The organism is Flavobacterium denitrificans DSM 15936, from assembly GCF_000425445.1.
Lineage (GTDB): Bacteria > Bacteroidota > Bacteroidia > Flavobacteriales > Flavobacteriaceae > Flavobacterium > Flavobacterium denitrificans.
This window is the reverse complement of sequence record NZ_KE384377.1, coordinates 882,711-896,564: the sequence shown is the minus strand read 5'-3', so window position 1 is coordinate 896,564 and position 13,854 is coordinate 882,711. Positions and strand designations below refer to the sequence as shown.

Here is a 13,854-nt window from a genome sequence, read left to right as displayed (position 1 = left end):
CTCAGCATCGATTTGGAAAATGCATTGACTTTACAAATCTATAAAAATACGCTTATAGTTGAGCGAAAATCTTCCATTAGAAATAAAATCACAGGACACTGCAGGATAATCTGCTGATTATCTAGTGTTATTTTTGAGAATACTCCAAAAACAAATGGATATAAAACCTTTAATTTGGATAAAAACAAAACTTCATTGTAATGTTTTCATTTTAAAATGATTCAAATATGATTCAGCATAAATTTTATTTATTCGTTTTGATAGCTCTAGTTTCAATTCCGCTTTATGCACAGCAAAATCTAAAATTAACCTACGACAAGCCAGCAACTAACTGGAACGAAGCACTCCCAATTGGCAATGGAAAACTAGGCGCAATGGTCTTTGGAGATGCTTCACAAGAACATCTGCAACTTAATGAAGAAACGATTTGGGCGGGCGAACCCGGAAATAATATTCCTAAAAATACTTTTGACAGCATTCAGAAAATCAGAAGACTTTTAAATGAAAGCAAGTTTGAAGAAGCCCAAAATCTTTCGAACAAAACTTATCCGAGAGCTGTTCCCAAAGATCTAAATTACGGAATGCCTTATCAAACGATGGGCGATTTATATATTGATTTCAAAGGTCATGAAAATTTCAAGAATTACAGCAGAACTTTAGATATTAAAAAAGCAATTAGTACGGTTTCTTATGAAGTGGATGGAGTAATTTTCAAACGGGAAATCTTCTCTTCTTTTGCCGATAATGTCATTATGATTAAATTATCTTCTAGCAAAAAAGGAAAACTAAATTTTAACATCAGTGCCGCTTCTCCTCATTTAAAGAAATCAATCTTTACGTCAGACAATCAGTTAATTGTTACTGGAACCAGCAGTTCGTGGGAAAGTAAAACTGGAAAAATAAATTTTAAGACCGTAATTTTGCCCATTTTAAAAGGCGGAAAACTAACTTCATCTTCAGATCAATTGATAATTTCTGATGCTGATGAAGTACTTATATATGTTGCCATTGCTACTAATTTCAAAAAATACAATGATATCTCAGGAAGTCCTGATGCAAAAGTTTCAGAATATTTAAAAAGTGCCACTAGCAAAAAATATGATGATGAATTAAAAACGCATATTCAAAACTACGAGAAATATTTCAATCGCGTTAGCTTGAATTTAGGAACATCTGAACAAGCAAAAAAAACAACGGATGTCCGAATCAAAGAATTTGCAAATTCTAGTGATCCAGAGCTTGTCGCGCTTTATTTTCAGTTTGGACGCTATCTTTTGATTTCATCATCGCAACCTGGAACACAACCTGCAACGCTTCAAGGAATTTGGAATTATCAGCTTAATCCGTCTTGGGATAGCAAATACACTGTCAATATTAATACTGAAATGAATTATTGGCCAGCCGAAAATACGAATTTAAGCGAAATGCACGAACCCTTATTTGACATGATTGATGATTTAGCCATAACCGGACAAGAATCTGCGAAAGAAATGTACCATGCTCGTGGTTGGAATATGCATCATAACACAGATATCTGGCGAATTACCGGCGTTGTCGATGGCGGTTTTTACGGAATGTGGCCAATGGGCGGCGCGTGGCTGACACAGCATCTTTGGAATCATTATTTATACACTGGCGATAAGGAATTTCTTCGAAAACACTTTGAAGCATTAAAAGGTCTTACTTTATTTTATTTAGATGTTCTACAACAAGATCCTTCGAAAAAATTTTTGGTGGTCTCCCCTTCTATGTCGCCAGAAAATAAATATTTTAAAGATGTCAGCATAACTGCTGGAACAACAATGGACAATCAGTTGGTTTTTGATGTTTTTAATAATTTCATTAATGCTTCAAAAATCTTAAATAAAGATAAAAACCTATCCAATGAAGTTAAAACTGCTTTAGGCAAATTACCTCCAATGCAGATTGGCCAATATGCTCAACTACAAGAATGGTTGAACGATATGGACAAAACCGATGATAAACACCGACATATTTCGCATCTGTATGGATTATTCCCTTCCGGACAAATATCTCCTTTTAGAAATCCTGAATTAATGGAAGCAGCAAAAAATTCCATGACATATCGTGGCGACAAATCTACGGGCTGGTCAATGGGTTGGAAAGTAAACTGGTGGGCAAGATTGTTGGATGGAAATAAAGCTTTTAAATTGATTTCCGACCAATTAACGCCAGCACCATTAGAATCAAAAGGACAATCTGGAGGCACTTATCCCAATCTTTTAGATGCGCATCCGCCCTTTCAAATTGATGGAAATTTCGGCTGTACTTCGGGAATCGCTGAAATGTTGGTTCAAAGTTATGACGGGTTTATTTATATTTTGCCGGCACTTCCAGACGCTTTGCCAAATGGTTCTGTAAAAGGTTTAAAAGCAAGAGGCGGTTTTGAGATTAATATCGAATGGGAAAAATCGAAATTGACAAAACTCACTATTATATCTAAATTAGGAGGAAATGCTAGAATCAGAATTTCTAAAAATGTGGAATTTAAAACTAAACTAAAAACTGCTACAGGTGACAATCCAAATGAATATTATCAAATAGATTCTATTAAAAAACCAATACTATCAGAAAAAGCAAAATTAAACGGATTTGTTATTCCAGAAACACAACTATTTGATTTTGAAACAAAAAAAGGTGGAGTTTATACTTTCGAAGCAAAATAAAAACAATATCTTTATATTGATTTAAGAATAAAAATGTTCCAAAAACATAATGTTGAAAATCAATTATATGAAGACAAACGCACTAATTGAGACCGAAGCATGGGAAATTGCTCTTTTGCTTTTTGTGTTAATGATTATTTCAAGTTTTATCGGAAAAAAAATTGGGAATTATATTCAGAAAAGAAAATCTCCCAAAGAAAAATCTACTGAAACCTCGACGCTTGTCGCCTTGCTTTTTTTCTTATTGGCATTTACATTCGGAATGAGCAGTGATCGCTATAATTCACGAAGACAAATTGTTGTTGAGGAAGCAAATGACATTGGCACGGCAATTCTTAGAAGTGATTTGTACCCCGATTCGACAAGAGCATTATTCCGAAAAGATTTCAAAGACTACGTTGAAGCCAGAATATCATATTATGAAGTAGGTCCTAATTTAAAAGGTATTTTGAAGGCCGACAGTCTATCTCAGGTTATTTCGGGAAAATTATGGAAAAGAGCTACAGACCTTTCTAAAGATCCCAACAATCTTGCGGCAACACAACAAATGATTCCTGCATTAAATACGATGATTGATGTCACTACGTCGCGCCTTTCTGGAGAAAAGGCAAAAGTTCCAAAAAGTATTATGATCATGTTGTTTTGTCTGTCTTTTATAACCGCATTTTACGGAGGCTATTCCGATGGCAGAAATGGCAGAATCGACTGGCTAGTTCAAATAGGTTTTTGCCTGCTAGTTTCTTTAGTTGTCTTATTCACATTAGACTTAGACAGACCACGCAGAGGTTTTGTAAATCTGGATGTTCCAAACCAAACGATAATTGATTTGAGAAAAAACTTTGAATGATTAAATAAATTGGAAAAGGCAATCAGTTAAAAATGACCTTTTCCAATGTTACAAATTTTTTAAGTTTTAATTCCGTAAAGAAAAATTCTCTTAAAAGCATAGATTGCTGGAAGTTTAGGGAAATTTTCAGCTATTCTTTCTTTATACTTTTGCGTAAAAAGATTTCTCTGATCTTCTTGCAAACGTTCCATATAAGGAATCAACGCTGAACCTGAAATAAAATCATAAAGCTCATCATGATTTTTAGCGATAATGGGATAAACTCTTTGCATAATCTGAATATCTTCGAGCCCGCTGTCAAACATAATTTGCGCATATTTATCCATACTTAAAACAGGAGAATTTCTTTTCCATTTTTTTAAATACTTAACAAATGGTTCTTCTTCTACTAGCTGATGCAATATTTTGTTGAGTGCATTTTCATTTTGAACTGGCATCTGCACAGCAAATTGACCGCCTAAATTGAGTTTTTGTATTAGTTTAGGGAACAATTCCTCATGATTATCTGACCACTGCAAAGCCGCATTACTAAAAATCAAATCCCACTTTTTATCTGAAACAGCAAATTTTTCAATTTTAAACTGTTCAAAATGCAGATTTTCTTTTTCATAAGGCTTTGATTTAGCAAGCATTTCAGCTGAAGAATCTACACCAATAAAATCAAGCTGTTTAAATTTTTCTGCTAAAAAAATGGTCTGTTCTCCTGTTCCACAGCCTAAATCAATGGCATATCCAGATTCCATTGGCTTTATATGATCCATCAAATCGACAAAAGGCTTAAATCGGATGTCTTTAAACTTATTATATATTTCTGGATTCCAAGGCATATTATTTCTTTTAAATTGATATTCCGACGGTTTAATTCTTACGGCTTTCCAAAAGACCTTTTACCAAAGTTAATCAATCCGTTTATGATTTCCTCTTTAAACATATAAGTTAAAGCAATTTTAACCAGAATTCATTTTCTCAAAAGCCTTTTTTTTTTGTACTTCCATCAACCTTTTTAAGCATAGTGAGCACTAACCCGAAAAAAAGCTAACATCAAAAACTAATAAAAAATTTTTCTCATTGAAATGTTTTATGTTATTTATGATTTTCAAGGCTTCATTCCATTAGTTTATTTTAAAGTTTCAAATAACAATTTTGCTTTATTCTTGACCCAAAACTACCTGATAATAAACTAAATAGAAATGTATTATTCTCAGAATCAATCAAAAACATGATAATTATATAACATTTAAAGAAAATCATGTAAAAAAAAGAGAAGTCTTATTTATAATTTCATTGGTTAAATAATAAACTCAAAATTATGGAGCCCATGAAAAGCCTCTACTCTCGCCTACTTTCAAACAATATTTTAAATTGTAGTTGTAAATTAACGTTGCGCCCCAAATCACGATGATCAAGATAAAAAAAACTTCTGATTATCAGATAGACACTTTAAGCGCTAAAATATTGATTAATACCTCCCATTTTTCAATAAAAAATTCAAATCGACCTGAGCAAGAATTATCATCTTTAATTAAAACCAAAATATATTATGATCTATAAAAATATATTACAAATAGACGATGATATTGACGATTGCGAATTTTTCATGGAAGCTTTGCAGGCTGTTTCAAATGCTGATTATACTGCTATGCACAATGCTGTAGAAGCATTAAACAAGTTAATTCGCCAAGAACTTAACCCTGATATTATTTTTCTGGATTTAAATATGCCAATCATGTCAGGTTTTGAATTTTTAGCAGCAATCAAAGATCAAAAAATCATCAAAGATATTCCTGTTATTATTTTTTCTACTTCTCAATATGAAGAAACAAAAATAAAAGCCCGAAATTATGGTGCAAAAGAATTCATTTCGAAACCCAGTGATTTTAATGAATTAAAAAAAATCATTAGCCATTTTATCGCATAATGGGATTTAAAAGCTAAACCAATCTCATTTTCAGAATATTATATTTAACGGGGTTTATCAGAAAGACAATGAAATTATCAACTCAAATAATTTTAGCCTTCACGCTAATTATTTTGCTTTCTGCAGCAGATTCGTATAGTAACTACATGCTGTCTCTTAAAGTGAATCAAAACTCGCAGTTTCTTTCAAAATCAGAAGCTGTGATTCGAAATTCAAATAAAACGCATAGAGCTATTTTGCAGATGCAAAGCGCAGTACGAGGCTATTTGCTGACAAACGACACAACTTATCTCGCACCCTATTACAGCGGAATCCAAAAAGTGCCCGATTTTTTTGTTGAACAGCATACGCTCATTGACAGCAATACGATTCAGGCATCTATTTTAGATTCGATCAGCATCCTTCATGCCGAATGGCTTTCTTATACTTCTAAACTGATTCGCGCCAGAAGAGAAAATTCGAAAACCTATCAGTATCTTTTAGACAATAAACTGAAAATGCATATTGGAAAAAATATCAATGATTCCATTACAAAAAAGTTCAAAAGTTTTGAAAGAATCGAATATAAAACCCGAGCGCACCATAGTGAAATGCTCCTGCATTCTTTAAGCAAAACCAGAACGTACTCTTTGGTTTTTCTATCACTCACCATTTTTGTGGGAATATGCAGTACCAGCTATATCGTAATCATGATTACTAAACGAATCAACTCGATGGTTCGTGTCGCCGATACAATTTCAAAAGGCCGATTTACTATTGTTCAAGATTTTAAAAATGATGAATTAAGCGCACTTGCCTCCTCCCTAAATATCATGTCGCGGCGACTTGAGAAAAATATTCAAGAACTAGAAAACAAAAATGAAGAACTAAACAAATTTGCCTACGTTGTTTCTCATGATTTAAAAGCGCCACTACGTGGAATTTACAATGTAATCAGCTGGATTGAGGAAGATTTGTCAAACGAACTCTCTCCTGCTCTTAAAGATTATCTGGATATTATTCCGCAACGAACACAACGTATGGAAGCGCTGATTAATGGACTTTTGGATTATGCGAGAATTAACAGAAAAACAAATCCTGAATTAGTAGATACAAATGCTTTAGTTCGTGAAATCACACAATCAATCGTTCCGAGAGAATTCAAACTGGATGTAAACAATCTCCCTGAAATTTTTACAGAAAGATTAAAACTCGAACAGGTTTTCTCTAACCTAATCAGCAATGCAGTAAAATATTCGAAGCCTGAAAAACCGCATATTGAGATTAAATGTGAAAAAATAGGAAACGTTTACGAGTTTTCAGTAAAAGACAACGGAATTGGGATTGACCCTGAATATCATCAAAGAATATTTGAAATATTTCAGACACTGAGAGAAAAAAACGAAATGGAAAGCACCGGAATCGGCCTGGCAATCGTAAAAAAAATTATTGACGAACAAGGCGAAACCATACATGTACAATCAAAAATAGGTCAAGGAACTGAATTTACTTTTACTTGGCGAAACACTAAAGCAGTATGAGAAAACCAACCATTTTACTAGTTGAGGATGATGAACTGGATACTATTTCAGTCGAACGTTCATTGAAAAAATTAGAAATACAGTATGTCCTTCATACCGCATATAACGGACTTGAAGCATTAAAATTATTAAGAGATAATGAGAACCCATTAATTCCAGATGTCATTCTTTTGGATATTAATATGCCCAAAATGAACGGAATTGAGTTTCTGAAAATCTTAAGAACCGATGAAAATTTAAAAGATTTGAAAGTATTTATCATGACTACATCCTCTGAAAATAATGATCGAAATATTTCAGAAGAATTAGGTATTTCTGGCTACATCATAAAGCCTTTAAACTACAACGACAATACCAAAAGACCCGATTCAATGGATGCTTTTGTTCAATTCCATCTGAGAAAAATTTTATTAAACGAAAACGGATAAAGAATTTCAGAATACAAAACCTCCTCCTCAAACCAAAAACTAGACCTTCAGCAAAAGAAAGCCAATTATGAAAAGAAATAAACCAATCGATAAAATACCCAAAAATGAAGTGCTGATAGCCATGCCCATTATTGCAGAAGAAAAAACAGTGAACCGCAAAACCAAGAAAACCAATACTGAGGAATCTATCCTTAGCGATGCTGAATTTCTGAAAATCTTACTGAAAGTAAAAAACGGTAATTTCTCTCAGCGCTTCCCAACGAATCAGGATGGCACAAAACGTGCGATCTGCGACACGCTTAATGAAATTATTGACCTTAACGAAAGGATGGTTTTTGAATTTCAAAAGGTGGGAAAAAGCATTGGTAAACAAGGAAAATTGACCAATCGAGTGGCGCTTGACGGTGCTCGCGGTTCGTGGAGTTCCTGTGTTGATTCGGTAAATACGCTGATTTCAGATCTGGTTCACCCTACAATTGAAATTGCGCACGTAATCACATCGGTTGCTAAAGGAAATTTATCTCAGGAAATGCCTTTGTCTATTGAGGGAAATCCATTGCAGGGAGAATTTCTTAGAATTGCAAAAGAGGTAAACGGAATGGTAAAACAGCTGAATCTTTTCTCGATGGAGGTTACGCGTGTGGCACGTGAAGTTGGTACCGAAGGAAAATTGGGTGGTCAGGCAAAAGTACGAGGTGTTGGCGGGGTTTGGAAAGATTTGACCGATTCTGTAAATAAAATGGCGTCCAACCTTACCGGACAAGTACGTAACATTGCCGATGTAACAACAGCAGTAGCAAAAGGCGATTTATCGAAAAAAATTACGGTTGATGTAAAAGGAGAAATTCAGGAATTGAAAAACACCATCAATACCATGGTGGATCAGCTGAATTCCTTTTCTTCTGAAGTAACCCGTGTGGCGCGTGAAGTAGGTACCGAAGGAAAACTGGGTGGACAAGCGCAGGTAAAAGGTGTTGGTGGAACGTGGAAAGATTTAACCGATTCGGTAAATCAAATGGCTTCCAACCTTACCGGACAAGTTCGAAACATCGCCGATGTAACAACCGCGGTGGCAAAAGGAGATCTTTCGAAAAAAATTACCGTTGACGTAAAAGGAGAAATTCTTGAACTAAAAGACACCATTAATACGATGGTGGATCAGCTGAACTCGTTTTCTTCTGAAGTAACTCGTGTGGCACGTGAGGTTGGTTCTGAAGGAAAACTCGGCGGTCAGGCACGCGTTCGTGGTGTTGGTGGGGTTTGGAAAGATTTAACGGATTCGGTGAACCAAATGGCATCGAATTTAACTGGACAAGTTAGAAATATTGCCGAAGTAACTACTGCCGTAGCAAAAGGAGATTTATCCAAAAAAATTACCGTAAATGTCGAGGGCGAAATCCTCGAATTAAAAAACACCATCAATACCATGGTGGATCAGTTGAACTCTTTTGGTGCCGAGGTAACTCGTGTGGCGCGTGAAGTGGGTTCTGAAGGGAAACTCGGTGGCCAGGCCAAAGTAAAAGGAGTTGGTGGAACTTGGAAAGATTTAACCGATTCAGTAAACCAAATGGCGTCGAATCTTACCGGACAAGTACGTAATATCGCTGAGGTAACAACTGCCGTAGCAAATGGCGACCTTTCGAAAAAAATTACCGCCGTCGCCGAAGGAGAAATTTTGGAACTAAAGAAAACCATCAATACCATGGTAGATCAGCTGAACTCTTTCTCTTCTGAGGTAACGCGTGTGGCGCTGGAAGTTGGTACTGAAGGAAAACTTGGTGGTCAGGCGAAAGTAAAAGGTGTCGGAGGAACTTGGAAAGATTTAACGGATTCCGTGAATCAAATGGCATCGAACTTAACGGGACAAGTGCGTAACATTGCTGAAGTAACAACCGCCGTAGCAAAAGGGGATTTATCCCGTCAGATTACGGTTGATACCAAAGGAGAAATTTTGGAATTAAAAAATACCATCAACACCATGGTGGGCCAGTTGAATTCCTTTGCATCAGAGGTAACTCGTGTGGCGCGTGAGGTTGGTACCGAAGGAAAACTGGGCGGACAAGCACAAGTTGAAGGTGTCGGCGGAACATGGAAAGATTTGACCGATTCAGTAAACCAAATGGCTTCCAACTTAACCGGACAAGTACGTAATATTGCCGAAGTAACAACAGCCGTAGCAAAAGGAGATTTATCGCTCCAAATTACGGTTGACGTAAAAGGAGAAATTTTAGAGTTAAAAAATACAATTAACACCATGGTGGATCAGCTTCGAGGCTTTGCTTCAGAAGTAACAAGGGTTTCACGAGAAGTAGGAACTGAAGGTAAATTGGGAGGACAAGCCAACGTGCCAGGAGTTGCTGGAACTTGGAAAGATTTAACCGATTCGGTGAATCAAATGGCAGGAAATCTTACGGCGCAGGTTCGTAATATTGCCGATGTAGCGATTGCGGTTGCCAATGGCGATATGTCGCGAAAAATTACTGTTGACGTTCGTGGGGAAATCCTTCAATTAAAAGAAACTTTGAATACCATGGTGGATCAACTTCGTGAATTTGCTTCTGAGGTAACCCGTGTGGCGCGTGAAGTGGGTACCGAAGGAAAACTGGGAGGACAAGCAAACGTTCCCGGAGTTGCCGGAACATGGAAAGATTTGACCGATTCGGTGAACCAAATGGCGGGTAACTTAACGACTCAGGTTCGTAATATTGCCGAAGTAACCATTGCCGTTGCTAATGGAGATATGTCGAAAAAAATTACGGCAGACGTTCGTGGAGAAATTCTTCAATTAAAGGAAACTGTAAATACAATGGTGGATCAGCTTCGTGCTTTTGCCTCTGAGGTAACTCGTGTGGCGCGTGAAGTGGGTACCGATGGAAAACTGGGCGGACAAGCTTTCGTACCCGGTGTTGCGGGAACATGGAAAGATTTGACCGATTCGGTGAACCAAATGGCATCAAACTTAACTGGACAAGTACGTAACATTGCTGATGTAACAAAAGCCGTAGCAAATGGCGACCTTTCGAAACAAATTACCGTTGACGTAAAAGGTGAAATTCTGGACTTGAAAAACACTTTCAATACGATGGTGGAACAGTTAAATTCATTTTCTTCTGAGGTAACTCGTGTGGCGCGCGAGGTTGGTACCGAAGGAAAACTCGGAGGGCAATCAGAAGTAAAAGGTGTTGCTGGAACTTGGAAAGATTTAACCGATTCGGTTAACGTTATGGCTTCGAATTTAACAGGCCAAGTTCGTGGAATTGCAAAAGTGGTAACATCTGTTGCAAAAGGAAATCTGAAACAAAAACTATCAATTGATGCAAAAGGTGAAGTAGCACAGCTTACGGATACTATTAATGAAATGATTGATACACTTGCAACTTTCTCTGATCAAGTAACAACTGTGGCACGTGAAGTGGGTGCCGAAGGAAAACTAGGTGGACAAGCTAACGTTCCTGGAGCATCGGGGACTTGGAAAAATTTGACGGAAAACGTAAATCAGTTGGCGGCGAATCTTACTACTCAAGTACGTGCCATTTCTGAAGTAGCTTCTGCGGTAACACAGGGAGATTTAACCCGAACAATTGGTGTTGAAGCAAAAGGTGAAGTTGAGGCGCTTAAAGATACTATCAATCAAATGATTTCGAATCTTAAAGCAACTACTTTACGTAATCAGGAACAAGATTGGTTGAAATCAAATTTAGCCAAATTTACTCAGATGCTTCAAGGACAAAAAGAGCTGAATGCGGTTACCAAAAAAATTCTTTCTGAACTTGCGGCGGTTGTTACAGCACAGCATGGACTTTTCTATATTTTGGAAGAAAACGAAGATTTTATGGATTCAAAACTGAATTTAATTGCTTCTTATGCTTACATCAAAAGAAAAGATTCTATTACACAATATGCAATGGGTGAAGGTCTTATTGGTCAGGTTGCCATTGAAAAAGAAAGAATCATTTTGAGCAATGTTCCAAAAGATTATATCCGAATCAATTCTGGACTCGGAGATGCGAAGCCAAAAGACGTGATTATTCTTCCTGTTCTTTTTGAAGGCCGACTTAAAGCTGTTATTGAATTAGCATCACTTGACACATTTAGCCAGACACATTTAGATTTCCTTGAAGGATTAACAGAAAGTATCGGAATTGTATTGAATACTATTGAATCGAACTCAAGAACAGAGGAATTATTAGTTCAGTCTCAATCTTTGGCAAACGAGCTAAAAAGTCAGCAGGAAGTATTGAAAAATACCAATGAAGAACTTGAAGAAAAAGCAATTTTACTAGCCAATCAAAAAGAGGAAGTCGAACTCAAAAACCAAGAAGTTGAGGTTGCAAGAAAAGCTTTGGAAGAAAAAGCCGATCAGCTTACTTTAACATCCAAATACAAATCGGAATTCTTGGCGAATATGTCGCACGAATTAAGAACGCCGTTAAATAGTTTGCAGATTTTGGCCAATGAATTAATCGCCAATCGTGACGGGAATTTATCTGAAAAACAAATTCAGTTTGCCAAAACTATCAATTCATGTGGTGATGACTTAATTCAGTTGATTAACGATATTCTGGATCTTTCTAAAATTGAATCTGGTTATATTTCTGTCGATTACAATCCGATTACTTTTGCAGAAATTAGTCGTTTTGTGGAGTCTACCTTCAACCCTATTTCGCAAGCAAAACATCTCGATTTTGAAATTTTGATGGATGACAATCTTCCGGAAATGATGGAAACAGATTCACAGCGATTAAATCAAATCTTGAAAAATCTATTATCCAATTCATTCAAATTCACTGAAAAAGGTCAAGTTCGCTTGAACATTTATAAAGCGGATAATAATTGGAAAACAAAAAACAATAATCTGGAAAACGCCGAAGCTGTTGTGGCTTTCGAAATTTCGGATACGGGAATTGGTATTTCAAAAGAAAAACAAAACATCATTTTTGAAGCTTTCCAACAAGCCGAAGGTTCGACAAGCCGTAAATATGGCGGAACTGGTTTAGGCTTGTCTATCAGCCGTGGACTTTCTGACTTATTAGGCGGAAGTATTGAATTAGAAAGTGACACAAACATTGGTAGTAAATTTACTTTGTTCCTACCATTAAAATTTGTTCATCTTCCTGAATTAGAAGACATCAATGTGAACGAAGAAACCAATGTCATTCATGCTGGAAAAAGCCGTTTAAAATCGCTTCCATCTGCAAGTTTCAACAAATCAGATGTCGATTTGTACTTTGTGGATGAAGTTGGGGATGATCGCGCCAATATTAGGCCAGATGACAAAGTTCTCTTAATTGCGGAAGACAATATAACTTTTGCCAAAATTCTATTGGAAAGAGCGCATCAGCACGATATTAAAGCCGTTGTGACGACAAAAGGAAATGATGTAGTAGATTATATCAATCAGTTTCAGCCTCACGCGATTACCATGGATTTGAATATGCCTGATACGAGCGGATGGAAAATTCTGGATCGCTTGAAAACCGATTTTACACTTCGACACATTCCGGTTTATGTCATTTCGGGTGAAGATGAAAGAAATAAAGGCTTAAAACGAGGCGCGAGAAACTTCCTTGTAAAACCAGTCAAAAATGATTTATTGACTGCGTTGTTTAATGATATTCATGACTTTAAAAACAAAAAAGAAAAAAATCTTCTAGTTGTTGATGATAATCCAATAGATTTAAGACGAATTGTTGAAGCGGTCAAAGGTGAAGACATTTCAATATCTACCGCTTTAACAGCAAAAGATGCCGTTGAACTCATTAAAGAAAAATCCTTTGACTGTATTATATTGGATTTATTTTTGCCAGATGCTGACGGATTAGATTTGATAAGTGATTTAGAAAACAACATCAACGGACAAGAAACGGCTATAATTATTCATTCTGCCGGCGATGTCAATAAAAAACAAAGAAGCAAACTTAGTCGTTTTGCACACAGTATTATTACGAAAAGCGCCGTTTCGATCGATGAATTAGTTGATCAAACTGCCTTATTCTTGCACCGTGTGCATAAAGATCTGCCGGAAAGTATGAAAGAGCAAATTGAAGCCTTTTATCTAAAAGAAGATGTGCTGATTAACAAAAAAGTACTTCTGGTCGATGATGATGTGCGAAATTTATTTGCATTAACAACAGCTCTGGAACGCTTTGGCCTTGATGTTATCAGTGCAGAAAGCGGACATGAAGCGATCGAAATTTTGAATCAAAATACCAAAATGGATATTGTTTTGATGGATATTATGATGCCGGAAATGGATGGTTACGAAACCATGAAAATCATCAGACAAAATGCAAAACATAAAGATTTGACGATTATTGCCGTTACCGCAAAAGCCATGAAAGGAGACCGACAAAGATGTATCGAGTCGGGAGCGTCTGATTATATTACCAAACCAGTCAATGTTGAGCAATTGTCTTCATTGATGCGCGTTTGGCTCAAATAATATTTTAAATAA

Annotated in this window: 7 protein-coding genes; 6 read left to right on the top strand and 1 reads right to left on the bottom strand. The window is 36.3% G+C overall.

Going from position 1 to position 13,854, the window contains the following annotated elements; all coding sequences use genetic code 11:
* Window positions 1-227: 227 nt before the first annotated feature.
* Both H600_RS0115795 and H600_RS0115790 read left to right on the top strand, forming a co-directional pair.
* Entirely contained in the window at window positions 228-2,687 is a 2,460-nt protein-coding gene (locus tag H600_RS0115795) for a glycoside hydrolase family 95 protein (protein ID WP_035108688.1), read from the top strand.
* 67 nt (window positions 2,688-2,754) lie between these two features.
* Window positions 2,755-3,534 (top strand): bestrophin-like domain, encoded by a 780-nt coding sequence (locus H600_RS0115790; RefSeq protein ID WP_167330308.1) that lies wholly within the window; start codon window positions 2,755-2,757, stop codon window positions 3,532-3,534.
* A gap of 59 nt (window positions 3,535-3,593) precedes the next feature.
* Here the strand turns inward: H600_RS0115790 and H600_RS0115785 are convergent, their stop codons facing one another.
* Complete coding sequence (locus tag H600_RS0115785; RefSeq protein WP_026729697.1) at window positions 3,594-4,361, bottom strand: methyltransferase domain-containing protein; 768 nt, start codon at window positions 4,359-4,361, stop codon at window positions 3,594-3,596.
* Window positions 4,362-5,074: 713 nt separating this feature from the next.
* Between H600_RS0115785 and H600_RS0115780 the strand changes: the two genes are divergently transcribed.
* From H600_RS0115780 to H600_RS0115765, 4 genes are all read left to right on the top strand, one after another.
* Complete coding sequence (locus H600_RS0115780; protein WP_026729696.1) at window positions 5,075-5,452, top strand: response regulator; 378 nt, start codon at window positions 5,075-5,077, stop codon at window positions 5,450-5,452.
* 68 nt (window positions 5,453-5,520) lie between these two features.
* The gene (locus tag H600_RS0115775; protein ID WP_026729695.1) at window positions 5,521-6,972 is read left to right on the top strand and encodes a sensor histidine kinase; all 1,452 of its coding nucleotides are present in this window, start codon (window positions 5,521-5,523) and stop codon (window positions 6,970-6,972) included.
* Window positions 6,969-7,400 carry a response regulator gene (locus H600_RS0115770; RefSeq protein ID WP_026729694.1) on the top strand — a complete coding sequence of 144 codons (432 nt, stop codon included), beginning with the start codon at window positions 6,969-6,971 and terminating at the stop codon, window positions 7,398-7,400. Before H600_RS0115775 ends, H600_RS0115770 begins: the two co-directional genes overlap by 4 nt.
* Window positions 7,401-7,467: 67 nt before the next feature.
* Complete coding sequence (locus H600_RS0115765; RefSeq protein ID WP_026729693.1) at window positions 7,468-13,842, top strand: HAMP domain-containing protein; 6,375 nt, start codon at window positions 7,468-7,470, stop codon at window positions 13,840-13,842.
* The last annotated feature ends 12 nt before the right edge of the window (window positions 13,843-13,854 follow it).

Excerpts from the sequence above, each read along its gene's own strand:
- H600_RS0115795 (WP_035108688.1), top strand. The coding sequence starts at position 228 with ATGATTCAGCATAAATTTTATTTATTCGTTTTGATAGCTCTAGTTTCA.
- H600_RS0115790 (WP_167330308.1), top strand. The coding sequence starts at position 2,755 with ATGAAGACAAACGCACTAATTGAGACCGAAGCATGGGAAATTGCTCTT.
- H600_RS0115785 (WP_026729697.1), bottom strand. The coding sequence starts at position 4,361 with ATGCCTTGGAATCCAGAAATATATAATAAGTTTAAAGACATCCGATTT.
- H600_RS0115780 (WP_026729696.1), top strand. The coding sequence starts at position 5,075 with ATGATCTATAAAAATATATTACAAATAGACGATGATATTGACGATTGC.
- H600_RS0115775 (WP_026729695.1), top strand. The coding sequence starts at position 5,521 with ATGAAATTATCAACTCAAATAATTTTAGCCTTCACGCTAATTATTTTG.
- H600_RS0115770 (WP_026729694.1), top strand. The coding sequence starts at position 6,969 with ATGAGAAAACCAACCATTTTACTAGTTGAGGATGATGAACTGGATACT.
- H600_RS0115765 (WP_026729693.1), top strand. The coding sequence starts at position 7,468 with ATGAAAAGAAATAAACCAATCGATAAAATACCCAAAAATGAAGTGCTG.